The organism is Marinomonas vulgaris, from assembly GCF_018145875.1.
Lineage (GTDB): Bacteria > Pseudomonadota > Gammaproteobacteria > Pseudomonadales > Marinomonadaceae > Marinomonas > Marinomonas vulgaris.
This window is the reverse complement of record NZ_JAGSSV010000002.1, coordinates 178,815-204,974: the sequence shown is the minus strand read 5'-3', so window position 1 is coordinate 204,974 and position 26,160 is coordinate 178,815. Positions and strand designations below refer to the sequence as shown.

At 44.6% G+C, this 26,160-nt stretch carries 24 protein-coding genes; 13 read left to right on the top strand and 11 right to left on the bottom strand.

The genetic code is table 11. The annotated features are described in order from the left end of the window. Positions 1 to 19 precede the first annotated feature (19 nt). Positions 20 to 1,162, bottom strand: a complete 1,143-nt coding sequence (locus tag J9B83_RS03180; RefSeq protein ID WP_211535281.1) for a succinylglutamate desuccinylase/aspartoacylase family protein — start codon at positions 1,160 to 1,162, stop codon at positions 20 to 22. Between the two features lie 186 nt (positions 1,163 to 1,348). Between J9B83_RS03180 and J9B83_RS03175 the strand changes: the two genes are divergently transcribed. Genes J9B83_RS03175 through J9B83_RS03165 form a run of 3 tightly spaced genes read left to right on the top strand, consistent with a single transcriptional unit; the run spans position 1,349 to position 4,970 of the window. Continuing rightward, positions 1,349 to 2,563 (top strand): ABC transporter substrate-binding protein, encoded by a 1,215-nt coding sequence (locus J9B83_RS03175; protein ID WP_211535280.1) that lies wholly within the window; start codon positions 1,349 to 1,351, stop codon positions 2,561 to 2,563. A 26-nt stretch (positions 2,564 to 2,589) separates the two neighbouring features. Next, the gene (locus J9B83_RS03170) at positions 2,590 to 4,341 is read left to right on the top strand and encodes an ABC transporter permease (RefSeq protein WP_236037081.1); all 1,752 of its coding nucleotides are present in this window, start codon (positions 2,590 to 2,592) and stop codon (positions 4,339 to 4,341) included. After that, a complete protein-coding gene (locus J9B83_RS03165) occupies positions 4,335 to 4,970 on the top strand; it encodes an ATP-binding cassette domain-containing protein (protein ID WP_211535279.1) in 636 nt (211 codons plus the stop codon). Before J9B83_RS03170 ends, J9B83_RS03165 begins: the two co-directional genes overlap by 7 nt. 36 nt (positions 4,971 to 5,006) lie before the next feature. Here J9B83_RS03165 and J9B83_RS03160 read toward each other — a convergent pair whose 3' ends face one another. Then, the gene (locus tag J9B83_RS03160) at positions 5,007 to 5,744 is read right to left on the bottom strand and encodes a hypothetical protein (RefSeq protein WP_211535278.1); all 738 of its coding nucleotides are present in this window, start codon (positions 5,742 to 5,744) and stop codon (positions 5,007 to 5,009) included. Then, positions 5,744 to 6,928, bottom strand: a complete 1,185-nt coding sequence (locus J9B83_RS03155) for a tRNA-queuosine alpha-mannosyltransferase domain-containing protein (protein WP_236037080.1) — start codon at positions 6,926 to 6,928, stop codon at positions 5,744 to 5,746. The genes J9B83_RS03160 and J9B83_RS03155 overlap by 1 nt, the downstream gene beginning before the upstream one ends. Positions 6,929 to 6,980: 52 nt before the next feature. On the opposite strand from J9B83_RS03155, the gene J9B83_RS03150 reads away from it, so the two are divergent. Further along, complete coding sequence (locus J9B83_RS03150) at positions 6,981 to 7,724, top strand: dienelactone hydrolase family protein (RefSeq protein WP_211535277.1); 744 nt, start codon at positions 6,981 to 6,983, stop codon at positions 7,722 to 7,724. Between the two features lie 90 nt (positions 7,725 to 7,814). Here the strand turns inward: J9B83_RS03150 and J9B83_RS03145 are convergent, their stop codons facing one another. Beyond that, complete coding sequence (locus J9B83_RS03145; RefSeq protein WP_211535276.1) at positions 7,815 to 8,159, bottom strand: rhodanese-like domain-containing protein; 345 nt, start codon at positions 8,157 to 8,159, stop codon at positions 7,815 to 7,817. Between the two features lie 248 nt (positions 8,160 to 8,407). On the opposite strand from J9B83_RS03145, the gene J9B83_RS03140 reads away from it, so the two are divergent. From J9B83_RS03140 to J9B83_RS03120, 5 genes are all read left to right on the top strand, one after another. Next, a complete protein-coding gene (locus tag J9B83_RS03140; RefSeq protein WP_211535275.1) occupies positions 8,408 to 9,103 on the top strand; it encodes a VC0807 family protein in 696 nt (231 codons plus the stop codon). 151 nt (positions 9,104 to 9,254) lie between these two features. Further along, positions 9,255 to 11,222: a methyl-accepting chemotaxis protein gene (locus tag J9B83_RS03135; RefSeq protein WP_211535274.1), complete on the top strand. Its 1,968-nt coding sequence runs from the start codon at positions 9,255 to 9,257 to the stop codon at positions 11,220 to 11,222. A gap of 232 nt (positions 11,223 to 11,454) precedes the next feature. Then, positions 11,455 to 12,492 carry a tRNA dihydrouridine(20/20a) synthase DusA gene (gene dusA, locus J9B83_RS03130; protein ID WP_211535273.1) on the top strand — a complete coding sequence of 346 codons (1,038 nt, stop codon included), beginning with the start codon at positions 11,455 to 11,457 and terminating at the stop codon, positions 12,490 to 12,492. A 5-nt stretch (positions 12,493 to 12,497) separates the two neighbouring features. After that, positions 12,498 to 13,448, top strand: a complete 951-nt coding sequence (gene tal, locus J9B83_RS03125) for a transaldolase (protein ID WP_211535272.1) — start codon at positions 12,498 to 12,500, stop codon at positions 13,446 to 13,448. Between the two features lie 75 nt (positions 13,449 to 13,523). Then, positions 13,524 to 14,042: a sugar O-acetyltransferase gene (locus J9B83_RS03120; protein ID WP_211535271.1), complete on the top strand. Its 519-nt coding sequence runs from the start codon at positions 13,524 to 13,526 to the stop codon at positions 14,040 to 14,042. A gap of 76 nt (positions 14,043 to 14,118) precedes the next feature. On the opposite strand, the gene csrA is transcribed toward J9B83_RS03120, so the two are convergent. After that, positions 14,119 to 14,313: a carbon storage regulator CsrA gene (gene csrA, locus J9B83_RS03115; RefSeq protein WP_211535270.1), complete on the bottom strand. Its 195-nt coding sequence runs from the start codon at positions 14,311 to 14,313 to the stop codon at positions 14,119 to 14,121. Between the two features lie 74 nt (positions 14,314 to 14,387). After that, complete coding sequence (locus J9B83_RS03110) at positions 14,388 to 15,041, bottom strand: LexA family protein (RefSeq protein ID WP_211535269.1); 654 nt, start codon at positions 15,039 to 15,041, stop codon at positions 14,388 to 14,390. Between the two features lie 265 nt (positions 15,042 to 15,306). Between J9B83_RS03110 and J9B83_RS03105 the strand changes: the two genes are divergently transcribed. Continuing rightward, positions 15,307 to 15,861, top strand: a complete 555-nt coding sequence (locus J9B83_RS03105) for a YaeQ family protein (RefSeq protein ID WP_211535268.1) — start codon at positions 15,307 to 15,309, stop codon at positions 15,859 to 15,861. A 119-nt stretch (positions 15,862 to 15,980) separates the two neighbouring features. On the opposite strand, the gene J9B83_RS03100 is transcribed toward J9B83_RS03105, so the two are convergent. Together J9B83_RS03100 and J9B83_RS03095 are read right to left on the bottom strand one after the other, a co-directional pair. Continuing rightward, positions 15,981 to 16,634 carry a peroxiredoxin gene (locus J9B83_RS03100; RefSeq protein WP_211535267.1) on the bottom strand — a complete coding sequence of 218 codons (654 nt, stop codon included), beginning with the start codon at positions 16,632 to 16,634 and terminating at the stop codon, positions 15,981 to 15,983. Between the two features lie 125 nt (positions 16,635 to 16,759). After that, positions 16,760 to 18,118, bottom strand: a complete 1,359-nt coding sequence (locus tag J9B83_RS03095; RefSeq protein ID WP_211535266.1) for a sigma-54 interaction domain-containing protein — start codon at positions 18,116 to 18,118, stop codon at positions 16,760 to 16,762. A gap of 137 nt (positions 18,119 to 18,255) precedes the next feature. Here J9B83_RS03095 and J9B83_RS03090 point away from each other — a divergent pair, with 137 nt between their 5' ends. Together J9B83_RS03090 and J9B83_RS03085 are read left to right on the top strand one after the other, a co-directional pair. Continuing rightward, a complete protein-coding gene (locus J9B83_RS03090; protein WP_211535265.1) occupies positions 18,256 to 19,083 on the top strand; it encodes a helix-turn-helix domain-containing protein in 828 nt (275 codons plus the stop codon). A gap of 159 nt (positions 19,084 to 19,242) precedes the next feature. Then, positions 19,243 to 20,361, top strand: coding sequence for a PQQ-dependent sugar dehydrogenase (locus J9B83_RS03085; protein ID WP_211535264.1), 1,119 nt, complete (start codon positions 19,243 to 19,245; stop codon positions 20,359 to 20,361). A 98-nt stretch (positions 20,362 to 20,459) separates the two neighbouring features. Here the strand turns inward: J9B83_RS03085 and J9B83_RS03080 are convergent, their stop codons facing one another. From J9B83_RS03080 to J9B83_RS03070, 3 genes are all read right to left on the bottom strand, one after another. After that, positions 20,460 to 21,227: an MlaA family lipoprotein gene (locus tag J9B83_RS03080; RefSeq protein ID WP_211535263.1), complete on the bottom strand. Its 768-nt coding sequence runs from the start codon at positions 21,225 to 21,227 to the stop codon at positions 20,460 to 20,462. A 26-nt stretch (positions 21,228 to 21,253) separates the two neighbouring features. After that, positions 21,254 to 25,129 carry an ATP-dependent RNA helicase HrpA gene (gene hrpA, locus J9B83_RS03075; protein ID WP_211535262.1) on the bottom strand — a complete coding sequence of 1,292 codons (3,876 nt, stop codon included), beginning with the start codon at positions 25,127 to 25,129 and terminating at the stop codon, positions 21,254 to 21,256. Between the two features lie 165 nt (positions 25,130 to 25,294). Further along, positions 25,295 to 25,543, bottom strand: coding sequence for a hypothetical protein (locus tag J9B83_RS03070; RefSeq protein WP_211535261.1), 249 nt, complete (start codon positions 25,541 to 25,543; stop codon positions 25,295 to 25,297). A 166-nt stretch (positions 25,544 to 25,709) separates the two neighbouring features. On the opposite strand from J9B83_RS03070, the gene J9B83_RS03065 reads away from it, so the two are divergent. After that, positions 25,710 to 26,012, top strand: a complete 303-nt coding sequence (locus J9B83_RS03065; RefSeq protein ID WP_211535260.1) for a DsrE family protein — start codon at positions 25,710 to 25,712, stop codon at positions 26,010 to 26,012. The last annotated feature ends 148 nt before the right edge of the window (positions 26,013 to 26,160 follow it).

Here is a 26,160-nt window from a genome sequence, read left to right as displayed (position 1 = left end):
CTTGTTCATGATCAAAGCGCTAGTCTTCAAATAAATGGCCCATCTCACGAAACGCAAGATGCTCTCTGCCGGCGATTTTAGCAATGGATTCACCGCACACCACCAGCCGACGTTGCACACGGGCAAATAAAACGCCATTGGTGCGAGCAACTAACGGATAGGAAGAGGTTTCCACGTTGTCGTCGGTTAGATTCACCACCTCGCCAATCACTTCGCCCGCCTCTACTTCGTCGCCAATGGCTTTGTGATAACACACGATGCCCGCGCACGGGGCTTTCACCAGATCCATCGCGTCAAGGGGGTAATACACCAGTTCGCTGTCGTCGATCGCCGGTGCTTTACCAGCAATGACCTCGCGCAACACCAAATAATCAAACAAAGCTTGAGCATCTTGTTGCGCAAAGTCGTTAGAAATATCGTTTTCGCCGCGCAGTTCTACAGTGAGCGAGCGCGTTCCCCAAGGCACTAAATGCGCATAATGGGCTTTTAGCTCGCGCCATACACTGACATTGGTTTCATCGAATGAAGCCGCGCCGGTTTCTAATTCAGATAAGCCCACCTTAGCACCCAACAACGCCAACAGCGGTCGAAAGTGCCCTTCAAATTCTTGCGCTACATAGGCGTGCATACTGGCTTCACCCGAGCAATGTAAGTCCAGCACTTCGTCTGCGTCCATCGACAAGGCCAGTAAGGTTTTCTTCATGCCTTGTAATTCTGTGGTTTCTGGCAGTAAGCATAGTTCTTCGTGAATGGCATGACGGACTAGGTCAACATTGGCCGCAATATCGCCTGTTATCTCACTTTTGATGCGCTTTTCTACTTTTTGCCCGAGCTGAGGCCAATTGCGATTAAAATTACCGCCACCATCCGAAAAAGCAAATCGCCCTGGAATATAGCCATGGAAATTCTGCGCCAAACCAATAGGGTTAGCCACGGGAACAATGACAATTTCCCCTTGAATTAAACCCGCTTCATCGGCTTTTTTGAGCATTCGAAGTAAAGTATTGAGGACCAAAAAGCCCGGCCATTCATCGGCATGTAGTCCCGCTTGAAGATACACTTTCGGTCGCGCTCCAGCCTCGCCAAAATGATTCGCTTTAAGCACACGCTGAGTTCCTGGGGTTGCATTAGGTAACGCATGGGAAAAAATTTGGTACGTCATAACACCTCATCAATGACCGTAATCGACACAAGGTATACATAATGACACAGTCAGATGCACTCTATTTACCGCTGCAACATGGTACGCTAAAAGCCATTTTTAATAAAAAACAATTGCCATCGGTGTAACAATTCACCCGTTACATACGTCTTATAATAAATCGCTTATGACTGTTAGGAAAAAACCATGAAAAAAACCTTTATCGCTGCGTCAATGGCCGCCGCTTTTATGCTCTCAAGCGTGTCCGCTTTGGCCGTCACCAGCAACGACCAATGGCAACAAACACTTGAACAAGCCAAAGGCCAAACCGTGTATTTTAATGCGTGGGGTGGCGCCGATAATATCAACGATTACATTCAATGGGCAGCCGATCGTATTGAACAAGAATACGACGTGACGCTCAAGCAGGTAAAACTGACCGACGCGTCCGATGCGGTGAACCGTGTATTGGCCGAAAAAGCCGCAGGCAAAAACAGTGAAGGCTCCATTGATCTTATTTGGTTAAACGGTGAAAACTTTCGTGCCATGAAAGACAACGCATTGCTGTTTGGGCCTTTTAGCCACAATTTGCCTAACTATGCTCATTACGTCGACGAGTCCGCTCGTCAAAGTTTGACCCAAGATTTTGGTACGCCTGTTGATGGCATGGAGTCGCCTTGGGGCATGGCACAGGTGATTTTCATGCACGATACCGAAACCTTAGCAACGCCGCCTAAATCCATGAATGAGCTACTTAGTTATGCCCAAGCCAACCCAGGCCGAATTACCTACCCAGAGCCGCCGCAGTTTTTAGGCTCCACGTTTCTAAAACAAGCGCTGCATGAGTTAACACCTGATACCAGCTTGTTATCCAACCCTGTCGATCAAGTAGATTTTCACGCTGTTACCGCGCCTTTATGGGCGTATTTGGATCAGCTGCATCAAGTGGCGTGGCGCAACGGCCAAACCTTTCCTTCCAGTTCTGAAGAAATGATGCGTTTGCTCGACGATCAGGAAATCGACGTGGCGTTGAGCTTTGACATTTCAGCGGCGTCGATACAAATCGACCGCGGCAATTTGCCAGACTCGGTTCGTTCTTATGTGTTTACTAAAGGCACCATTGGCAATACGCACTTTTTGGCCATTCCTTACAACAGCAGCGCCAAAGCGGGCGCTCAAGTAGTAGCCAACTTTATGTTGTCTCCCGAGGCGCAAATTCGCAAACAAAACCCCACTGTTTGGGGCGATTTAAGTGTCTTGTCCTATGCGAAATTGTCCAAGGAACAGCAACAAGCCTTCGACACTATTCCCCGTGGTATTGCCACCTTAAGTATTGAGGAGCTTGGACAAACACTGCCTGAACCTCATAGCAGCTGGGTGACCGCTTTAGAAAAAGAATGGCGTGAGCGTTACGCACAATAATCGCCAACCACTGACTAAGAAGTAAAATGCCCCTAATTCACACACGCCTTATTACTTGGGTAATGGCTTTGGTACTGATGATCCCCATTGCCATTGGTCTCATCGGTACCTTATTGCCTGCCTTTCAATATTTCCCGCCACTGGGTGAATATCAACTGTCGTTGTCACCATGGCGAGATTTATTTTCCCACGGCGAGTTTTACGCCAGCCTGAAGTTAACTCTGATCACCGGCATTGGCGCGCCTATTTTGTCTTTATGGCTGGCGTTATCATTGTTAGCGTGGGGCTATCAGCGACCTTTTTTTACTAAAATAGAAGCCTTGCTGTCGCCCTTGTTGGCCATTCCCCATGCGGCCATCGCTATTGGTTTGCTGTTTTTGCTCAGTCCTTCGGGCTGGTTGGTGCGGGTTTTTAGCCCTTGGTTAACTGGATTTGAACGACCACCTAATTGGATCAGCGTACAAGACCCTTACGGCGTGTCTTTGATTATCGCCTTGGTGATCAAAGAAATGCCTTATTTGTTGTTTGTCATGCTCACCACCATGAAAAGCATTAAGGCTCGTGAAAGCTTGCAGGTAGGACAGGCCCTTGGCTACAGCCGTTTTACCTTGTGGCGTAAAGTCTTGATCCCGCAGTTATACCCTATTGTGCGTTTGCCGATTTTTATTGTCGTGGCCTTTAGTCTTACCGTGGTGGATTTGGCACTGGTCATTGGCCCCAACACACCCTCTACCTTAGCGGTTACTTTATTGCGCTGGTTTAACAACCCAGATCTGTCGATGCGATTCATGGCCAGCGCTGGGGCCGTATTTCTTATGTTGTGCGTGGTGTCTGTGTTGGCAGGCTGGGAGTTGAGCCACAAACTGACCAGCAAAATCACTCGTTCCGAGCGTAGCAACGGCAAACGCGCCGGTTTGAGCGACAACTTACTACGCTTAGGTGTTATTGTTGGGTTATTGGCGTTGCTGAATGGCTTTGTTGCTCTGGTATTGTTGCCGATATGGTCTTTGGCTCGACGCTGGCGTTTTCCCGATGCCTTGCCAAGCCAATGGACGCTTAGCAATCTTGAACGTGCGGGCCCATTGTTACTGGAACTCACGACAAACACGCTGTTAATCGCGTTTTTGTCTACCTTACTGGCGTGCGCTATTAGCCTGATCATGCTGGAAACCAAACGTCAGGATATGGACAAGCAACATCAGCACACGAAAAACCATTTATTCGATTGGTTGATTTATGTACCGATTTTGCTGCCGCAGATTGGCTTCTTGTTTGGCTTGCATGTTTTACTGATTTACTTGGAACTCAACGGCGACCTTTGTGCCATTATTGCTCTGCATCTGATGTACGTGCTGCCCTATGTCTACTTAACCCTCAAGGGCCCTTATCTGAGCTACGAAGAAGGCTATTTGCAACAGGCGAACCGCATCCATTATCGGCCTTGGCGAAATTACCTCGGCATCAAAATCGCCATGCTCAAACCCGCGATGTTTACCGCATTCGCCATTGGTTTCTCGGTCAGTATTGCGCAATACCTGCCAACGCTCATTGCTGGCGAAGGCCGCTACAGCACACTCACTACCGAAGCCGTTGCGCAAGCTGCCTCTGGCGATCGTAAGCAAGTGGGCAGCATGGCCATGTTGCAAGCTTTCTTCCCCATATTGGTGTTTTGGCTCGCACAATTTATTCCTCGTCGTTGGACAAGATGGCGTCTCTTCATCAAACAGTGCGTCATTCGTAGCAAACACTTTTTCTTCAAAAAGGACACCCAGTGCTAATCGTAAAAGACTTCTGCTTATCCCTTAAAGATAAACGACTGATTCAACACGTGAGTTTCGACATCGACAATGGCCAGGTGCTGTCCATTATGGGGCCAAGCGGTATTGGTAAATCCAGCTTGTTGCACTTTTTGAGTGGCACTTTACACCAAAGCCTCACCGCGACAGGGGAAGCCTTTTTGAATGATACGGCGCTTCACGGTAAGCCTACGACGGCTAGGCGAGTCGGCTTGTTGCAGCAGATGCCCTTGCTGTTTCCACACATGAGCATTTTGGAAAACCTACTGTTTGCCATTGCCGAAGACATTCCACCTGAGCAGCGCCACAAAATGGCGCAACAGGCGCTGGAAAAGCTCGGCATACCCGACAAAGCCAACGCACTGCCGAAGGAATTATCTGGCGGACAACAAGCCCGTGTCGCCTTACTTCGTACCTTGCTTTCAAAACCAGATTATCTGCTGCTAGACGAGCCTTTTAGCAAACTCGACCCCGCCCTACGACGGGACGTGCGCGCCTTCGTGCTGGCCGAAATACGCCACGCCAACATCCCTGCATTACTGGTTACTCACGATTCAGAAGACGCCAAAGCCATGCAAGGCAAGTGTTTGGAACTGGAAAAAGCCACCTGATTGGGTGGCGCTTTTAAATGAAATAGTTGAAAGAAATTATACAGCGCGCTTCAGAGCTCTGAGTCGTTTCATTCGATGCCACTGTGGTTTGTTGAATTGTTTATAAAGCCACAAACAGCCAATGTCGAAGCCAAAATAAAACATGCTGATGCCGCTGGGTGGGTTGCTGCTGGTGATAAATGACACGGTTGCAAACCAAGTATCTGGCCATGTCCAGCTGCCAAAATACGTTCCTAAGAGTTCTAGGTACACCACCATAAAAAACATGATAAGAAAGAAGAGTTCATAGCCGGTTTTCTTTCTTAGCAATAACAGAATAACCAAGGTACATAAAAAGCCAAAACGGTCTTGATCAAGCCATAACCAAAGGCTCGAATAGACCACCATTACGCCATACAAAATGGTGGTCAACGGCTTTTTGTACTTTTGAACACACCTTTCTTTATGGAGATAAAATACCGCGGCGTAAACCAAGCTGTGCCCAAGTGGCACATAAAAAGGCACATTGCCGAGCCGGTACTCATACATACCCAACCAGAGTGCAAATACGACTTCCCCAAGGTATGCGAGGCCGACGCCGTAGAGCATCAACTTTTTAATTCTATGGCTGACTTGCCAATATACCCAAACAAAGCACGCCAACACCAAGCCATTGGTGATCGATTGGCCTTGTTCTATACGCATCGCCATGGTGTCGCTGTCTAACAATAACCCAAGCCAAAGCACGAAAAAAACCGGTAAATAAACACGACCATACGACAAAGAAAACATCATCAACTGGCTCCTTGTGTCGTCAGCTGTTGCAGTAAAACGTCGTATTTCAGCAGCAAATTTTCAGCGTAATAATGGGCGACATCTGGCTTACGTAGTGGTGCTGACGATAACTCAAGTATCCGGTCTACCGCCCCTTTGGCTTCCTGCGCTATGTCTTCAATGTGACTTTGATAGAGAAATGGCGGCTCAAACAATTCTGGGTATACCTGTCTGTTAGGCAGCACGGGCAGACAGCCTAACGCGACGGCTTCAAGTACGGACAAACCTTGAAATTCATGCAATGCCGTGGACAGCACCATGTGAGACGAGGATAAAAACGACAGATAATCCGCCCGGCTGGGGGCAAAGCCAAATTGGGAGATTTGGTCGCTAAACTCAGCGTGTATTTGTGCAAATATTGGCGGCGTGGTGCGAAATTGTTCTCCCAAAATAGCTATTTCAAACTTAACCCCTCGTCGCTGCAATTCCTTGAGAATGGCGAAGAGACGCTCTGGGCCTTTGTCGAATTCCCAACGTGCCGACCAGACGAGTTTAATCGGTGACTCTATGTTTGGTATTGAGTTTGGAGCAAATGGGGACGACAGGGTAGCTTGAGGTATTTCTAAAGGCACAGGCAACACATCGGCTTTAGATTCCACTTTATCAAGCCAGCTTGGCGACACAAAATCGGGCAGCTTTTTCAGTAACGCTCGCGCACCGGCAAAAAATGTGTGTTTATTAAACACGCTGTTAAAGACACATTGATCAGCCGCCAACGCACTGTACAAAGTCACCATTTGCATCTCTACCAAGCCTTGCTGTTTGTCGTTGGCAGGGTAAGCAAATTGATTTTCATGAAAATACAGCAACCACGGAAGGGACTGCAAAGCGGGACAAAAGGCTTTCAAGCCGACCACGTCGGTCATCGAGGTGGCGATAACCAGGTCGTAACCAGCGTCTAATGTGGGTTTATTCTGAGGGTCAAAAGCAAAACTCATGGCATTCCCGCGAATGCGCCACGCAAAATGTCGCGCTGGCAAAGACAAATAGGTCCATTCGTGCTGATTTAACCCCGTCATTAAGGTATCAGACCACGCTTTGTGACTGCTGGCTTCGTAGGCACTGATCAATAAAATTCGCACAGGGTTCTCTTTGTTATTTGCAAAAAATTTAGTCGGTAAAATGTGCTTTTGTGGCTGGCTCATCCATGGCAGCTCGCCTATTATGTAGGAAAATTACATTTCTTTAAGGAAAACCATGATCATTCAACGTCACGATCAAGACATCGACACCCCAACAGGCACTATGCGCTGCACCGTTTATCGCCCTCAAGCAGAGGGTAAATTCCCTTGCGTCTTTTTCTATTCTGAAATTTTCCAACAAACTGCGCCCATTGCGCGCTCAGCCGCTATCATGGCAGGCCATGGTTTTGTGGTCATTGTGCCCGAAGTGTTCCACGAACTAAACCCAATCGGCACAGTGCTGGGTTATGACGATGCAGGGAAAGATAAGGGTAACGCCGATAAATTCACCAAAACACTGGAAGCACACGACAGTGACACAATAGCCATGATCGAATATTTCGAACAAAAGACCTATTGCACAGGACAATTTGGCAGTATGGGTGTGTGTTTAGGCGGACATTTGGCCTACCGCGCGGCGTTAAACCCTCGAATCCAAGCGGCTTTCTGCTTGTATGCCACGGACATTCACTCCAACACTATACCATGCCAAGAAGGTAACGATTCTTTTATGCGCACTAAAGACATTCAAGGGGAAATCGCTCTTGTGTGGGGTAAGCAAGACCCTCATGTTCCGACCGAAGGCCGCCAAAAAATCTACCAGCAATTGATCGACACGAACCGCAATTTCACTTGGCAAGAAGTAAACGGACAACACGCCTTTATGCGTGATGAAGGTGATAGGTACGACCCTGCATTGGCACTTGAATGCTACGCAAAAGCAGTCGCGCTATTCCAACGGACACTTCACAAAGCTTAAATAACAAAACAATAAACCCCAGCAAGCTGGGGTTTATTTGTAACAGTGTTTTTTCTAGCGCTGGCAAAACAAACGCCAGTAGCAGACTTTTTACAACGCCTTATACGCGTTTAATCCACCTGCCACGTATTTAGCATTTACATAGCCCATATCTTTAAGTGATGCGGCAGACAAAGCGCCACGGTTATTAGCATTGCAGTAGCACAAAATTTCCGTTTCTAAGTCTGGAATTTTGTCTTCCACGATCATTTCTAGTTTTCCGCGACTGATGTTTAACGAACCTTCAATGTGGCTTTTCGCATGCTCATCAGGATCACGAATGTCTAGCGCAATCGCACCATTTGCTATGCGCTCGTTAACAGAACTTGGCTCAATGCCTTCGGCTTTGGCTTGAGCGGCATCGGCCATGGCTTGGAATTTTGGGGTATATTGCATGATGTACTCTCATAGAAGTTAATTAAGGTTCATCTAATATATTGAGATTAAGCTTACTTATCAAGCTATTGGCTTTATTCAAGAAACCAATGACGGCCGCAGCACAGCATTTTTACAGTAAAATCATTGAATACCTTTTAACCCCTTAATTTTGACGAGAAAAACTCATAGATACTCTGTAACTTATGGTATTTTTTGCTCTATGATAGTTGCCCTGTACCCCTGAACTTTTTTGGAAACGTTTTATTATGAATAACCCCCCTACTCACAAACCACGTCCTATGGTTGACTTAATTGTCAGCGTCATTTTACCTTCTTTTATTTTGATGAAGCTCAGTGGTGAAGACGCTTTAGGCGTAAGCGGTGGTCTTATGTTGGCGCTGGCCTTTCCTTTTGGCTGGGGTGTGTTCGAATTAATCAAATATAAAAAGTTTAACTTTATCGCTTTACTAGGCATCGTCAGCGTATTTTTAACTGGTAGCATTGGTTTATTCGAGTTAGACAATAAATGGCTCGCGATTAAAGAAGCAGCAATTCCTGCGATTATTGGCGTGGCGGTTTTAATCTCAACCTTTACCCCCTACCCCTTGGTCAGAGCCTTATTTTTCAATGCGTCCATTATGGATGTGGAGATGATAAAGCAGAAACTCGAAGAAAATAACAGTTCAGAACTGTTTGAAAAGAGGCTGATGACAGCCACCTACTTTATTACTGGCTCTTTCGCGTTTTCTGCCACCATGAATTACATTCTGGCAAAATGGTTAGTGACCAGTCCAGCCGGTACCGAAGCGTTTAATGAGGAGTTAGGGCAAATGACCCTATACAGTTACCCTATGATCGCCATTCCTTCCATGGTGATGATGATGGCTATTTTTTACTACCTACTGCGCAGCATTAAACAAGCAACAGGTTTGAAGCTAGAAGATCTGCTGATTAAAAAATAAACTCCACAAAAGATAACAACCAAATAAGGACGAAAAAATCAAATTTGTCCTTATTAATATCATTTCTCACAGTGTATTGCGTTATATTTATTTAAATAGGAAATAATCATGTTTCCTAATGATAGATCTTAAGAACCATTGGGTATAAATCATGAAAATCAAAACGAAATTACTGGTTGCATTTTCGGTTGCTACGCTCTTGCCTGTGCTCATTGTGAGCTCCATCACGGCTTTTTTCTCCTCAGATCAAGCACTAAACAGCTTCTCTAAAAACAGTGCACAAACGTTAGGCGCTGTCGAAGAAACCTTTGTTCAATTCATGAATGATACGAAATACCTAATAGGATTTATTGCCGACAGCGATAAAGTCACCGCCAAAGATGCGCCGCCTTTAACATCTTATGCGGATATTATAGGCAAAGCGCCTAGCAAGGTCGCGATGCAAAACGGTGGTCGGGAAGCAGGTCTTTACAACCTATTTAAAGCAATTGGCACCAATAACCCCAATTTAGTGTACGTTTATCTTGGTGACAAAACCAATGGCTACTCTGAATGGCCAGGCACCTACGAATATGCAGAATGGTCTCCAGTTGAGAGAGATTGGTATAAAAAAGCGCTCGAAAATCCTGGTGAAGTCATGCTTCGAGAGGCCTACTACTGGGAACCTGATGACGCCGTTTACATTTCAGCCGTTCAAACCTACAACAAGGGGAGCGAGATAGGTGGTGTTGTTGCGGTTGATGTGTCGATTAAAACCTTGACTGAAATGGCAGCCAAGACCCAGCTTGGTGAATCTGGCAGTATCATGGTGATTGAAAACACAGGTACTGTGCTCGTTGATCCCTTGCATCCGGATAATAACTTTAAAAATCTAAAAGACATTCCAGGCAAAGCCTACACAGCCATTGCCAACACTGATTCAGGGATGATTAATTTCACGATGGATGGTAAAGATTACTATGCCAACATCATGACATCGCCAAATTTAAAGTGGAAGTTTATCGGCCTCATGCCTGCGGCTGAAATCTACGCCAGTACGGTTGAGCTGATCAAGACAACATTGATTGTGTGCGTACTGCTATTAATTGTGTTTGGCGCATTAGCCTTCTTTATGGCACGAAACCTAATCACACCGATTCAATCGGTATCGATGCATTTGCGCACCTTGGCAGAAGGTGAAGGCGATTTAACGTCTAAAATTACAATCGATACTAACGATGAAACTGGCACCTTATCGAACTGGTTTAATCAGTTTATTGAGTCTACTCGTAAACTCATGTTGGGTATCAAGCAGTCCAGTGTGCAAATGGAACAAGCCGCGGCAGACACATCCTCAAAAGCAAGCGATGTAGCCAAATCTGCAACTGAGCAACTTCAATCTATTGAGCTAATTGCTGAAGCCGGTCAGCAAATGCTGATTGCCTCTAATGAAGCGGCGGAGAGTTGTGCCAATTCTGCTCAGTTTTCTGAGCAAGGCCTAGAAACTACTATCGCGGGCAAAGCTTTATTGAAAAACAGCGCAGATGGGGTCAATCGTTTAGGTTCCCGATTAAAAGAGTCTAATCAGATCATTAGTGATTTGCAGAAAGAAACCAGCAATATCAATCAAATCTTATCGACGATTCAAGGGATTGCTGAGCAAACCAATCTATTGGCGCTAAACGCGGCTATTGAAGCCGCCCGAGCGGGTGAGCAAGGTCGCGGCTTTGCTGTTGTCGCAGACGAAGTACGAACCCTTGCAGGGCGTACTCAAGAATCCACAGAGCAAATCAGCCACATTCTTGGCCTACTGGCAAACCGCACCAAACAAGCGTCGGATTCCATGTTGACCAGCGTGGCTGAGTCAGAAAGTGCCATCGACTTATCCAGCCAAGCACTGGAATCCTTCGAAAAAATCGAAGAAGTCGTTAAGCAAATGCGCGATATGACCATGCAAACCGCAGCCTCCGCCGAAGAGCAGCGCGCGGTCACGGAAGGGGTAAACGAAAACATCAACACCATCAGCCAATCTGCACATCGTGTGTCGAGCATCTCTGGGGATGTGGCTGACCTATGCCACAAACAAGATGTATTGAGCAAAGAGTTACACTCTATGGTGGCACGATTCCGTACCGAATAAGCAACCGGCCCTTGTAGACACACTGTAATGCCCCGTCTTGTCATGAGCCGGGGCTTTTCTTTTGCCTGAAATTTTAAATATGGTTAGAAACGTTGTAACTTTATGACATAATCAACGGTATAAATAGCAAATATGAGTGTGATTAAGACAATATCTGCGCAATACAAGACGCTCTACACATACATACCTTGCAAACATTCACCGCACCAGCTGACCCAAAATAGACATATTAATGTTACAAGACTCTCTCGGTAATACAGAAAAAAATGCAGTAAACTCAAGGGATACAGTCGATAGACGCTTTTCCATCGCACCCATGATGGATTGGACCACATCTGATTTTCGTGTCTTCGCCAGAACGCTGACTAAGCGTACCTTGTTGTATACAGAAATGGTAACAACGGGAGCCTTGCTGCAAGGTAATCATCCTGAAAGATTCTTACGATATGACGACTGCGAGCACCCTATTGCTCTGCAACTGGGCGGCTCCGATGCAACCGCTCTTGGAAAATGTGCCAAAATGGCCGAACAAGCTGGCTTTGATGAAGTCAATTTAAACGTAGGCTGCCCAAGCGATCGTGTACAAAACAGTCTAATTGGTGCCTGCTTGATGGCTCACCCAGACAAAGTAAAAGACGCCATGTGTGCCATGAAAGACAACTGCGACATTCCAGTGACTATTAAACATCGAATTGGTTTAGATCACGAAGAAAGCTACAGTGTTGTGCGAGATTTTGTCGGTGACATCGCCACAACGGGTGTTACTACTTTTATTGTTCATGCACGTAACGCAATTTTGGCTGGTTTAAGCCCAAAAGAAAATCGTGAAATCCCACCGTTAAAGTACGATTACGTTCATCAGTTAAAGAAAGATTTCCCACACCTTGAAATCATTTTAAACGGCGGCATTAAAACAGTAGCTGAGTGCCAAGCACAGTTAGCGCATGTAGATGGGGTGATGGTGGGGCGCGAAGCCTACCACAACCCTTGGATAATGAGCGAAGTCGACCAACAGCTGTTTAACGATGTCGCTGTCGTGGCTAGTCGCTTCGACGCGTTGGATGCTTTTGTTCCTTATGTAGAACGAAAATTAGACGAAGGTGAACGGTTACTGCATTTAACTCGTCATATTTTAGGCATTTTTCAAGGTGAACCCGGCGGCAAACAGTTTCGTCGCTATTTGTCTGAAAACGGTCATAAAGCCGACGCCAAGATCAATGTATTATTAGAGGCCATTGATTTGGTCAAACACCATCAACACAAAGGATAAGAGCAATGAGCAACAAATTATCTCAATTAAAAGCGTTCACGACCATTGTGGCCGATACCGGTGATATCACAGCAATTAAAGACTTTTTACCTGAAGATGCGACAACTAACCCGTCTTTAATGCTTAAAGCAGCACAAATCCCTGAATATGCCCCCTTCCTTGATCAAGCCGTGGCTTGGGCAAAAACACAAAGCGATGATAAAGATCAGCAAATTTTAGATGCCGGCGATAAACTCGCCGTAATCGTAGGTACAGAGATTTTAAAGTATATTCCAGGTCGCATTTCAACAGAAGTGGACGCACGCTTATCTTTTGATAAAGAAGCAACCCTAGCGAAAGCTCGTAAACTGATTGCACTGTATGAAGAAGCCGGCGTCTCTCGTGATCGCGTTTTGATAAAAGCGGCCTCAACATGGGAAGGCATCAAAGCGGCGGAAGAATTAGAAAAAGAAGGTATTAATTGCAACCTGACCCTGCTGTTTTCATTCGCTCAAGCCCAAGCATGTGCTGAAGCGGGTGTGTTTTTGATTTCACCGTTTGTGGGTCGTATTCTAGATTGGTACAAAAAATCCACTGGGCAAGAATACACAGCCGAGACTGACCCGGGTGTTGTGTCTGTGACAGAAATTTACAATTACTACAAAGAGCATGGCTACAACACCGTGGTTATGGGCGCGAGCTTCCGCAATATTGGTGAAATTGAGCAATTAGCCGGATGTGACCGTTTGACTATCAGCCCAAATTTGCTGGAAGAGTTAAAGAAAGACGAAGGGACATTGGAACGCAAACTCATCCCAGCAACAGATGTGAAACCTGCGCCTGAGGCGATCACTGAAGCCGCATTCCGCTGGGCAATGAACGAAGACGCTATGGCAACTGAAAAATTGTCTGAAGGCATCCGTAACTTCGCCGTCGATCAACGTAAGCTAGAAGTAACCTTAGCCTCTATGCTGTGAAATATTTTATGTAATTAAGCACACCAAAAAACGCGACCTAGGTCGCGTTTTTACTGTCTATTGTAAGGTGAGAATATGAATTTGACAGAGTTTGACAAAATGCGGCAGGGTAAACCTTTTAACGCCATCGATCTAGATTTACGCCTACGGCGCGAAGCCGCTCGATTAGCCTGCGCTAAATTTAATGCTCACCCAAGCAAAGGCAACCTTCGCCATATAACACGCCTGTTCTCGTCTTTTGACAGTCTCGTCATTGAGCCAGGATTTCAATGCGATTACGGCACGCAAATAGACGTTGGAGAACGCGTGTTTATTAATTTTAACTGTGTGTTTTTAGACAGCGCCAACATCCATATCGGTGACGATGTGTTAATAGGCCCAGGAGTGCACTTTTATACTGTTGATCATCCAAGAGAACCAGAACAACGCGCACAAGGCGAATGTTGCGCCCGCCCTATTTTCATAGGCAACAACGTCTGGATTGGCGGTGGCGCAAAAGTTTTGCCGGGTATTAATATTGGCCACAATGCCATTATTGGTGCAAATGTCGTGGTAAAGCGAGACGTAGCTGAGAATGAGCGCTATGTGGGTTAATTTGAAGTGATCTGACGAAAAAAGGTAAGCCTGAGCGCCTTACCTTTTAAGGTATCTATGATTCTATGGTATGTCCCTAAGAAGAACTTGTTGCTGTTTCTTCCTTCTCGGCGGCTTTGATGCGGTGATAAATTTCTTCACGATGGACACTCACGTCCTTGGGTGCCTTAATACCTAATCGGACTTGAGAGCCCTGAATTCCTAATACCGTTATTTCCGTATCGTCTCCAATGTTGATGGTTTCACCAGAGCGTCGAGTGATAATTAACATAATTCCTATCCTTTGGTTGTTATCGACAAAATCAAAATACAGTTTACGTTGTATAGCTGTCAACCAGATGCGCTCTAATCACGAAATTTTTGCATAGAAAATATTACTACGCCAATGATCGTCATACTGTCGTTCGCTTTGATCTGAGTATAATCGGTATTGAAAGAGCACAAATAACAATTGTCACCTTCTACTACCATTTTCTTAATAATGACATCTTGATGCTCTGCTAATTTCACCACAACAACATCACCATTTTGTGCCGTTTGACTTGGTTCTACTAAAACAAGATAGCCTTCTGGAATGCTGCTCCCAGATTGAGACGTCATACTGTTATTTTTCACTAATAACCAAAACGCATCTTGTGATGCATCGAAATACGTAGACACCCAAGTCACATTAGTAGGCGTGTGGTATTTATCAGGCCACAATGCGGCTTGCTGGTATGTAAGAATGGGGCGTTTACCAGCGTTATGAATATGATCAGAAGCAACATCACCGTCGTAACCAAAGGGCTGCTCTCGAACTTCTTTACCCTTACCATGCATTAACCATTCTGGGCTGCAGTCAAGCGCTATGGCTAACTCCAAAATTCTACGAGGGTTACGTGTTTGGCCATCTTCGATTTTTTGCAATGACTGCTGACTAATGCCCACGCGGCTCGCTAACTCCACTTGAGTCAATCCTAATTTATGTCTTTGCTGTTTAATACGTTCGGCTATTTTCATGGCTCGAATCATTACAACTTTGTTTGTTTCTAACAAACAATATTAATTGTTATTTATACAGTAAAAACTGTTTTTCTTTGTTAGTTCATACATTAACTATCAAAGATATTGATAATTAAGCAAAGACCTCATGAGTCATTTAGAGCAAACTGCAAACGAACAGAATCTTCACCCTGTAAATCCCAAAAGATAATCGTGTTGTTATCTGCGTATGCTGTACAATTCGCCACAATTATTCCTTAGCAACCATTTAGAAAGTGACCTCATGGCAACGAAAGCGACAGTGTACAAAGCATCGGTTCAAGTATCAGATATGGACCGCAATCATTATCAAAGTTATGAATTAACGCTTGCATTACACCCATCTGAAACAGAAGAACGCATGATGGTTCGCCTTGCAGCATTTGCGTTATTAGCCGATGAAAAAGAAGGTGGCGAACAACTTAGCTTTACCAAGGGCATTAGTACAGAAGATGAACCTGACCTTTGGCAGAAAAACTATTCAGATGACATTTTATTGTGGGTAGAGCTAGGACAGCCAGATGAAAAACGCTTGCGCAAAGCTTGCGGTCGAGCTAAACAGGTCATCATAGTGAACTACAACGATAAATCAGACATTTGGTGGGAACAGAACAAGGGCAAAAACAGCCGATTTGATAACATGCGAGTGCTGCAATTTCCTGAATCACAAGTGCAAACCTTAGTAAAAATTTGCACAAGGTCCATGCAATTAAACGTAACGATTCAAGACAGTGAAATGTGGATCTCTGGTGAATTAGGAGAATGCGCCATGACCCCAATATGGCGAGGTGAAGCATAACGACGGCGGATATTTTTTCGTAAACATGATCAATAAAAAGCCAGATAATCAATATCTGGCTTTATAGTTCTTAGTAATCAGATTGTGTCATTGTCTAATTTTCACAATGACAACCGATATTAAGACGGTAATTTAACTGTGCGTAGGTAAGGCAAAATTGTGTTCACTTCACCGAATTTTTCTTTCGCTTGCTCGTCTGTCAAAGACAAGGCAGCGATAACATCTTGACCCAATTCCCAGTTAGCTGGCATAGCAACAGGTACACCGTAGCTTGCTTGTAGTGCGTCTAGTGCGCGCAATACTTCTGCAAAGTTACGACCAACAGACATTGGGTAAGTCATAGACAATTGCAATTTCTTGTCTGGGCTGATGATGAAAACAACACGAACACTTGCAGAATCAGCGGCTGTGCTGCCGTCTGGTAGGTAAGCATCAGCTGGCAACATGTCTAGCGCTTTCGATACTTCTAGAGAATCATCAGCGATGATTGGGAAGCCTGCTTTGGCACCAGAGTATGACTCAATGTCCGCTTTCCATTCTTTGTGTTCTTCAACGCCGTCAACAGACAAACCGATGACTTTCGTGCCGCGTTTTTCCCACTCTGCAGACAGCTGTGCAACGGCACCGAATTCTGTTGTACAAACTGGTGTAAAGTCTTTTGGGTGACTGAACAAGATCGCCCAGCTGTCGCCGATCCAATCGTGTAATTTGAATGTGCCTAGGTCTGTTTCAAGTTCTAGGTTTGGAACGACATCATTAATACGTAAAGACATTACTGTACTCCTTAATAAGAAACTAAAATAAGCATTAAGCTTTGCTTGCTCAATGCGTAAATATTAGTATTATCTAATATTTAGTTCAACGCAGATTTTTCTATGATCGTCATTGAAAAAACTAATTAGGATTCAAGCTTTCGATATAAAGATCTAAGGCTAATACCCGCCACCTTTGCCACTTTATCCTTATCTCCCTGATAAAAAGCCATCAATTCCGACAAATATCGGCTTTCAGCTGTCTTCAGGTCAACCCATTCTGTCTTATTAGAGGGTGTTAATACAAGCTCTGAATTCATTAAATGCGCATCATTATCATTTTCTTGACTTAACTCATAATCAATGTCTAAACACTCTTGAATGGTGCTAGGCTCAATTAAGTTGGTGTCAGACAAGATAACAGCGCGATTGAGGAGATTACTTAATTCGCGGATATTACCAGGAAAGTCATAACGCTTAAGCACACGTAAAGCAGAATCGGTTAAATGGTATTCTTTGCCCTCACTGATGCGTTTCAATAAGGTGCTTATAAGGAGGGGCAAATCATCAGGCCTTTCACGCAATGAAGGAACATGAATAGGGAAAACATTGATCCGATAGTATAAATCTTGTCGAAACTCTCCTTTCTTAACCATATTGGCCAGATGTTTGTGAGTGGCACAAATGAGACGGAAGTTGCTGTGTTTGATAATAGAAGACCCCACAGGTCGAAATGACCCTGTTTCAATCAGTCGCAATAACTTCACCTGCATCGATAAAGGTACATCTCCTATTTCATCCAAAAATAATGTACCACCATTCGCTAGCTCTACTAGCCCCGTTCGGTTGTTATTCGCTCCGGTGAAAGAGCCTTTGACATGGCCGAACAGCTCACTTTCGAATAGAGAATCCGTTAAGCCAGCACACTCAAGCGTCACAAGAGAATTCTTCGACCTTTGACTACCTTGGTGAATTGCTGTCGCAACCAGCTCTTTCCCACTACCGGACTCCCCTAATAACAACACAGACGCATCTTTTTGACTGACTCTAGACACCTTTTCCAGCATCTGATTAAAGCGGCGGCTCGCCCCAACTAATTTGGTGTTCAAATTTTCAGGGCTAGATACCGGAATGCTGCGCAGCAATTCCACAAAAAATAACAAGGCACCGTCGTCATCAAAAATAGGCAACATTTCAACGTCTACATGCTCTTTTCCTCGAGGGGTTTGATGAATGTGTAAAATACGCTCTTTATGACCACTTTGTACTACAGCAGACAAAGGGCAATCTTCACCAGCCTCATCACAAGGCACAGTAAAACCGTGGGATACCTCATAACACCGAGGCTTATCGGTTAAAGAAACTCGCCCAAACTCATTACGATAATGCTGATTGGTCGCCAATATTTGATACTCCACAGACACTAAAATAGCTGGGCAATCATAGCCTTCAAGCATATTTGCCAAGCCTTCTGTGGAAGGAGAATCGGTTGCGATTATATTCATCAGAAATGTCACTTTTGTCATAAAAACTCAGTCAAATATGACAAGAATCACTACATTAGTCAAAGCTGATTTTATTTTTGGTTTTTTTCTCCTTAATAAACATAAACTTAAAAATATTTAACTTGGTGGCATGATTCATGCTAACAGTAAGTTTAGTTAATCATATAGCGTATTTTTATAGATGTAAGCCATGCAAGCTTATAAAAAGTGATTGTGTTACCCGCTTTTCTAAGCTGCATTCATTTTTAGTCGACGATTTGGTTACCCATTTTATGACCGCCAACAAAGAAGCAAACATCCTAAGCACATTGCGAAGATCCATTGTTAATCGATTGATCGAAACCAATGCGACAAGAACCGTTAAGGTGAGCAAAATTAAAAAAGGAGGCATCCTTTTCAAAGAAGGTGAGGCTTTCGATCATATTTATGTGATTTTCTCTGGATCGGTTAAAACCTACACCACAACACTATCCGGTAACGAAAAAATAACCTGTTTTTTTCATCAAGACGACATTCTAGGCTTCAGTGGCATCGACGCCGGCACCTATCCTGTTTCGGCAAGAGCACTAGAAACGACCCATGTATGTCGGATCATGTTTAGCGATATCGAAACACTTTCACTGAAAGATCCTGAGTTACAAAGAAGTATTTTCAAGCTCATGAGCCGACAAATACATGAAAATCAAAAGCTCCTTTCACTGTTAGGAAAAACGCAATCTGAAAAGCGAGTAGCTTCTTTTTTACTTAATCTCTATTACCAGAGACATGCACTGTCCTCTGAAATACAACACAAATTAACCATGTCTCGAAAAGATATAGGCAATTATCTTGGTATTACCGAAGAAACGGTTAGCCGCTCTATTACTAAACTCAGTAAAAGCGGTTTTATTAGCATTAGCGGCAAAACCTTTAGCATTATAGATACACAGAAACTTGTGGAGTTCATAGACGGCTACGTCAAGTAGCCTAAATTTCAGCAATTGCTCACGCTTTAATGCAAGAATCTGAATACTGCATTCAACTAGGCAAGCAATCCGCAATTGTGAAGGAAGTCCTTCCTAGCCTCGCTCTAAGCCAAACTTTTTGTTTATACTGCACACAAATTCGCGAGACGAGGTCGCACAATGAAACTTTGGATTCTATTTATCACCAGCCTATTTACATTGGCAGCTCACGCCTCACCATCTGCATCGGAAGAGCCACTTAATGTACACGAAGTCACGCAATTCAATGGCATTCCATGGGGCATTGCCTTATTAAATGACAACGAGGCCATTGTTACTATCAAGCAAGGCTCCGCTTATAAGATCAATCTAACCAATGGCAACAGCCAAGCTATTATTGGATTACCAAAGGTCGATAGCCGTGGCCAAGGTGGTTTGCTTGACGTGGCAAAATCGCCACATTTTTCCGAACAAGGCTGGTTGTACTTCACGTACGCTAAACCGTTCCAACAAGGTAGTAAAACCACCCTTGCCCGAGCAAGATTATCTGGTAATACGTTGGAACAATGGCAAGACTTATTGATCAGTGATTCCGCTAGTAACCAGAGTGTGCACTTTGGCGGACGCATCACTTTTGATGATAAGGGCCACGTTTTTTTCTCTGTGGGCGACCGAGGCAACCGAGATAACGCACAGAACTTAACCAATCATGCAGGCAGTATTTTACGCCTTAATCTTGATGGCAGCGTCCCCGAAAGCAACCCTTTCGTAACCCACGCAAATATTCGTAATGAAATATGGAGTTACGGTCACAGAAACCCGCAAGGCTTATTTTACGACACCAGCACGCAAACATTCTGGTCAAATGAACATGGCCCAAGGGGCGGAGACGAAATCAATTTAATCAGACCTGGTGCCAATTATGGTTGGCCAATTGTATCTTACGGAAAAGAATATCGGGACGCCTCCACCATTGGCGAAGGGCAAGTAAAAGAAGGCATAGACAACCCTGCCAAAGTATTTATTCCGTCTATTGCACCGAGCAGTTTACTGCGTTATCAAGGGATTTTGTTTTCAAACTGGAACGGTGACTTTTTATCAACCGCTTTGGCATTAAGACATTTAAACCGAGTGAAAGTCGCTAACAATGGCGACACCACTGAAAATCGTTATTTACAAGATCTTAATGAGCGTCTTCGTTCAATTGCTCAAGACTCAATGGGGGCTTTATATCTCGGCACGGATTCAGGACGGTTACTTAAAATTACTTTGGCACCACACGTTACTGTCAGCCAATAAGCAAACACAAATTACACTGTGCTAAAACAAATAAACGTCTCGAAAGGCGTTTATTTGTTTATGAATGCACTGAGTGTTACAAGCAAAGCGTTTAACGATTACTCAGCCCAACTTGAGTCATCATCGCCCCAGCTGTCTTCTTCACCCCAGCTATCATCAGCGGCGCTAGCATCCTGTGTCGATGCCTTTACAGGCACATTACCATCGTAGACTTCAAATGCACGAGACTGTAAGTAGACATCACGAACAAAACTATAACGATCACCTACGATCATGCCTTCAGCATTTAAAAGGCGAGCTCTTGTTTGCACAACGTCTAAACCAAGCAAAGCCAACTCTTCTTTGTTATTCAAATCTAAATAATCAGTTTCATCAATGGCAACGTACTCCGCTACTAACCCCGTGCCATCACGCACTGTAGAAGGTCCAAAAAACGGTAACACCAAATATGGCCCTGAATTGACCCCCCAATATCCTAAGGTTTGACCGAAATCTTCATCGTATTCTTTCAAGCCAAGCTCTGATGCCACATCAAAAATACCAAACCAACCCGCTGTACTATTAATCAAAAAACGAAAGGTCGACGAGGCCGTTTGATCCCATTTACCTTGCAATAAATTATTCGTGATGTTGCCGATTTCGCCCAAGTTAGAAAAGAAATTACTCACACCTTTCTGAACTGGGGTTGGGGTCACAGCTTTGTACCCTTTCGCCACCGGTTTGAGCACAGCCCCGTCTATTGCATCGTTAAAAGTAAACATAGCACGGTTAAACCCTTCCCATGGATCTTCTTCAGTGGCCGCGAATGTCATATTTGAACACACAAAAGATACACTCAAGAGCCAAAAAACCATCAACTTACGCATTTTTTATCCTTTTAATCACTGATTTATTAAACCAATTTCTTCACTTCGTTCCACTGTTTTGCTAAACGCTTATCTGAAATGGGTTCCAATGTGCCGACCGATTGGGCGAACAAGGAAATTCGGTATTCTTCTAACATCCAACGGTATTTAATCAACTCTGGATCATACAGGGCCTTGTCGTGGTGCGCTCTTTTTTGACGCTCGAAGGTTTGCCATAAAATTTCTAATTGAGACACGGCGGCATTTTCTTTGTTCAAATGATTTTGAAACCGCTCTAGTCGAACTTCAATACCTTTAAAATAACGTGGTAACTGCCCCAACCAAAACAAGGGGGTATTGCCAATAAAGCCTGGGTAAATCAGCTGCTCAAGTTGAAATTTGATGTCACCATATACTCGCGTCCATGGCAACGGCACAGATCCTTTCATTTTTTTCGCCACCCCTTGGTAAGAAGACAACACTCGGTAAAGCTGAGTGGCCATCTCGTTAGCGACCGTCACTAGTTGCGACTTGTGTGTGGACACACAACGTTCAAATTCAGCTTTACTACGAGGTAAGGGGCGCCCATCCAGAAACACCTTATCTAACACTGCATTTAGCAAGTCTTCTAACAAAGTTTCTTTTTTACCCAAAGGAGCAAAAATTAACATGGACTCTTTCAGTTTAGGTAAATTCTTCTGCAAATACCTAACCTCTTTATTGAGCATCAGCTTTAATAAAGTGATCACCCCTTTGCGATGGGTTTCGATCGCGGTGTTCTGATCATCAAACATTTTCAACGACACACTGTCACCCTGAGACACCAAGGCCGGAAAAGCCGTGACTTTAATGCCGGCTTGCTTGATCTCTTGTCGCTCAGGAATACCTTGCTCAGGCCACGTCGTTAAACCTTCTTGTTCATGCTGTTTGGTACCAAACTTAGCGAAACTTTCATCTACTAGGTCACTGAATTGGCTTTGCAATTGCGCCAAGTTTTTACCCACACCAAGTACTTTGCCACGCTCGTCTACCACTTCTAAATTCAGGGTCAAATGGGAATCGAGTTTGTCGGCATTCCATTCGTTTAACGGGATATCAATCAAGGTTTCACGCTTAATTTGCAAACTTAACTGTTCCAGCAAGTCGCCTTTGTCTCTCGAAAGATTCGGATAAATACGCTCAACAAAGGGAGGAATCGGCACAAAACGACGTCGCAAGGCTTTTGGTAAAGCACGCAATAATGCTTCACAACGCTCCTTGATAAACCCCGGTACAGCCCAACCTAAATCTTCCAAGCTCAATTGTCTGAGCAAACCTACAGGCACTTTTAAGGTCGCGCCATCGGTGGCTTTACCTGGGTCAAATTTGTAATCTATCGGTAATGCCACACCATGCAACCCAAAAGAGTCGGGGAATGCCTGATCATCAACACTCACCTCTTGATTGATCAAATCATCACGTGTCATTAACAGAATATCAGGGGACTTCTTAACAAAGTAATCCAAGCTTTTTTGGTTTCGAACGGTCTCCGGTAAGCGCGAATGATAAAAAGCAAACACGGTTTCATCGTCGACTAAAATATCGCGGGTACGTAGCTTGGCTTCTTGTGTCTCTAAAGATTCGATCAAGGCCTTATTTTTGCGATAAAACGCCTGCTTAGTTCGCAGCTCCCCTTCTACTAAACCAGAGCGGATAAAAATCTCTCGGGCTTCTTCTGGGTTAATTTGTCCATAATCCACTCGACGTTTCGCCACCACGATCAAGCCATACAAAGACACTTGCTCGTTGGCCATAATTCGGCCTTGATTGCGCTCAAAATGCGGATCAAAGTATTGACGCTTCACAAACGGCGCCGCATATTCTTCGATCCATGCAGGATCAATTCGCGCTGTTACACGGGCATATAACTTGCTGGTTTCCACCAGCTCGGCCGCCATAATCCACTGGGGTGGTTTTTTAAACAACATAGAGTTTGGAAAAATCGACAGCTTACGAGAACGGCATCCTAGCATCTCTTTACTGTCTTCCATTTTGTTTGCCACTTGAGTAAACAAGCCCGCCAACAAAGAGCGGTGAATGGCTTCATAGTGGCGCTCCTCGTGTTGCACTTCCTTGAAACCGAGCTGCTTACAAGCGATCATAATTTGGCGGTGAATATCTCGCCATTCGCGCATGCGCATGAAATTCAAAAATTGTTTACGACAATACTGGCGCAAATGATTTTGCGACAAAGCCTGACGCTGCTCTTCGTAGCGCTCCCATAAATTAAGAAACACAACAAAATCAGAATCTTCGTCTTTGTCTACGGCATGAGCTTGATCCGATTGAGTTTTCTTATCTTGAGGTCGCTCGCGAGGATCTGGAATAGATAATGCACTGACGATAATCGCTACTTCTTTGAGCACACTATGTTGTTCTGCCGCAATCAAAATACGACCCAATTTAGGGTCAATGGGCAACTTAGCCAACTGACGACCAATCGGTGTTAAACGATCTTTATTCAGCGCCCCTAACTCAGTCAACGCTCGATAACCGTCGTTAATCATGCGCTTTTCTGGCATTTCTACGAAGGGGAATTTTTCCACAGCACCTAACTTGAGACTGGCCATTTGTAAAATAACCGACGCCAAATTAGTGCGGAAAATTTCAGGATCGGTAAATTCAGCACGATTATTAAAATCCGCTTCATCATACAATCGAATACAAATACCATCGGCCACACGACCACATCGCCCTGCACGCTGATTCGCACTGGCTTGACTAATCTTTTCAATGGGTAATTGCTGTACTTTTGAACGCACGCTGTAACGACTGATACGCGCCAAGCCAGGGTCAATCACATAACGGATTCCAGGCACCGTTAATGAGGTTTCCGCCACGTTGGTCGACAACACAATACGACGACCGCCATGTGACTTGAAAATACGCTGTTGTTCACTGGCGCTCAAACGGGCATAGAGCGGTAAAACTTCGGTGGCTCTTAGCTCAGCGCGACGCAGTATCTCGGCGGTTTCGCGAATTTCCCGTTCACCGGGCAAAAAAACCAAAATATCACCGGCACCGCGATAACCAGATTGACGCTCTTCGGCGATGAGTAACTCAACCGCATCCAGCACGCCTTGCTCCATGCTTTGGTCTTCGTCGAGCTCTTCTGAATCCGACTTACTTAACAAAGGTTGATAACGCACTTCCACTGGGTAGGTTCGACCAGACACTTCAATAATAGGCGCATTGTCAAAATGTTGTGAAAAGCGCTCCACATCAATGGTGGCTGAAGTGACAATAACTTTTAAATCTGGTCTTGCGGCCAAGACTTGCTTTAAATAACCGAGCAAAAAGTCAATATTAAGGCTGCGTTCATGGGCTTCATCTATGATGATGGTGTCGTATTTATAAAGGCGTTTATCTTGTTGGATTTCAGCGAGTAAAATACCGTCAGTCATCAGCTTAATCAGCGTTTCTTCGGTGCTTTCATCGCTAAAGCGCACCTGAAAACCCACCTGCTCACCCAACTTCACCTGTAACTCGTCGCTAATACGCTCGGCTACACTGCGCGCCGCTAAACGCCTTGGTTGAGTGTGACCAATAACACCAGCGACCCCACGACCCGCTTGCAAACACATTTTGGGCAACTGAGTAGTTTTACCTGAGCCTGTTTCACCCGCAATAATCACTACCTGATTGTCTTGAATCGCCTTGATGATTTCGTCAGCACGTGCGGCAACCGGCAAACTTTCGTCATAAGTTACTTTCGGCATACGAGACAAGCGCGTCTGATAAAGCGTCTCAGATTGCTCGATCATAGTATTTAACTCAGTTTGCGTTCGGTCAAAGGGCAAACCGTCTTTTTGGCGCTTAGTGAGCTGCTGCTGTTTGCGCTCAATGAGATGACGATCACGGGTCATCAGTGGAGGATTTTGCATACGACTAAAAAAGTATCCTGTGTTTTGGGTGCTGACCTAATCAGATATCTTGATAGATCGCACATCGCCTAACGATATAATGGCCAATTCTAACATCAATACCCATCAATGAGTTAGAATGGAAGCATTGACGTAAAGCGGCTTTCAATGCCCGTTCGATGATCATTAATGCAGTTTTTTTGTACCGTAACGAACCATATCTTTGCCGTTTTCATATACGTCTGCGCTGACCCAACGGCCTAATAAAAGCTGCTGTTTATCGTCTAACACAGCAATAAAAGGTCGACCATTGGCGTTATTCGTAGCTAATGCGACACCTTCCACATTGGCTAAGCCAAGACCGCCAATTTCAATTAGACGTAAAAACGCCTCAAGCTCTTCTAAGGTTTCGATCACATCGTTGTCGTTAATCATCTTGCACACTCTGTAAAGACTAAAAGGCGAGCAAGAATAGCAGAAAATGAAATAAAAATGTCTGGATAAGGTATTTTACAATTCACATAGAAAGGTGACACAAACGCCTTACAAAAAATCGCTCAATACACTACAAACGCACTTTAATCTTTAAAAGGAGAGCACCATGTCCGTAACGAAACTACTTATTCATGCACCGACAGTGGATGCATTGAAACGCGCACAAAATAACGCGCGTAATTTGTTAAAACTAGAATCAAACGCCCAGGTTGAAATCGTCGTCAATGGCCCAGCGGCAGCCCTTGCGGTTACCCTCACAGACGCCGACATATTAGCTCGATTAGTTCTTTGTCGTAACAGCCTACAAGCACAATCTCTCACGGCTCAACCAGACGTGAAACTTGTCGCCGCCGCCGTTCAATACCTTGCTCACCAACAAGCCGATGGCTGGAGTTACATACGAGCTTAAAGATATTTAGGTTAAGAAGTCGAAGCAAAGCCAATGAGGGAGGTCAAACGATAGTGTCGAGTGAATGGTTTTGATTTGATGATTATTGAATAACAAAGTCATTAAATGGGTCGAAGCAAAGCCAATGAGGGAGGTCAAACGACAATGT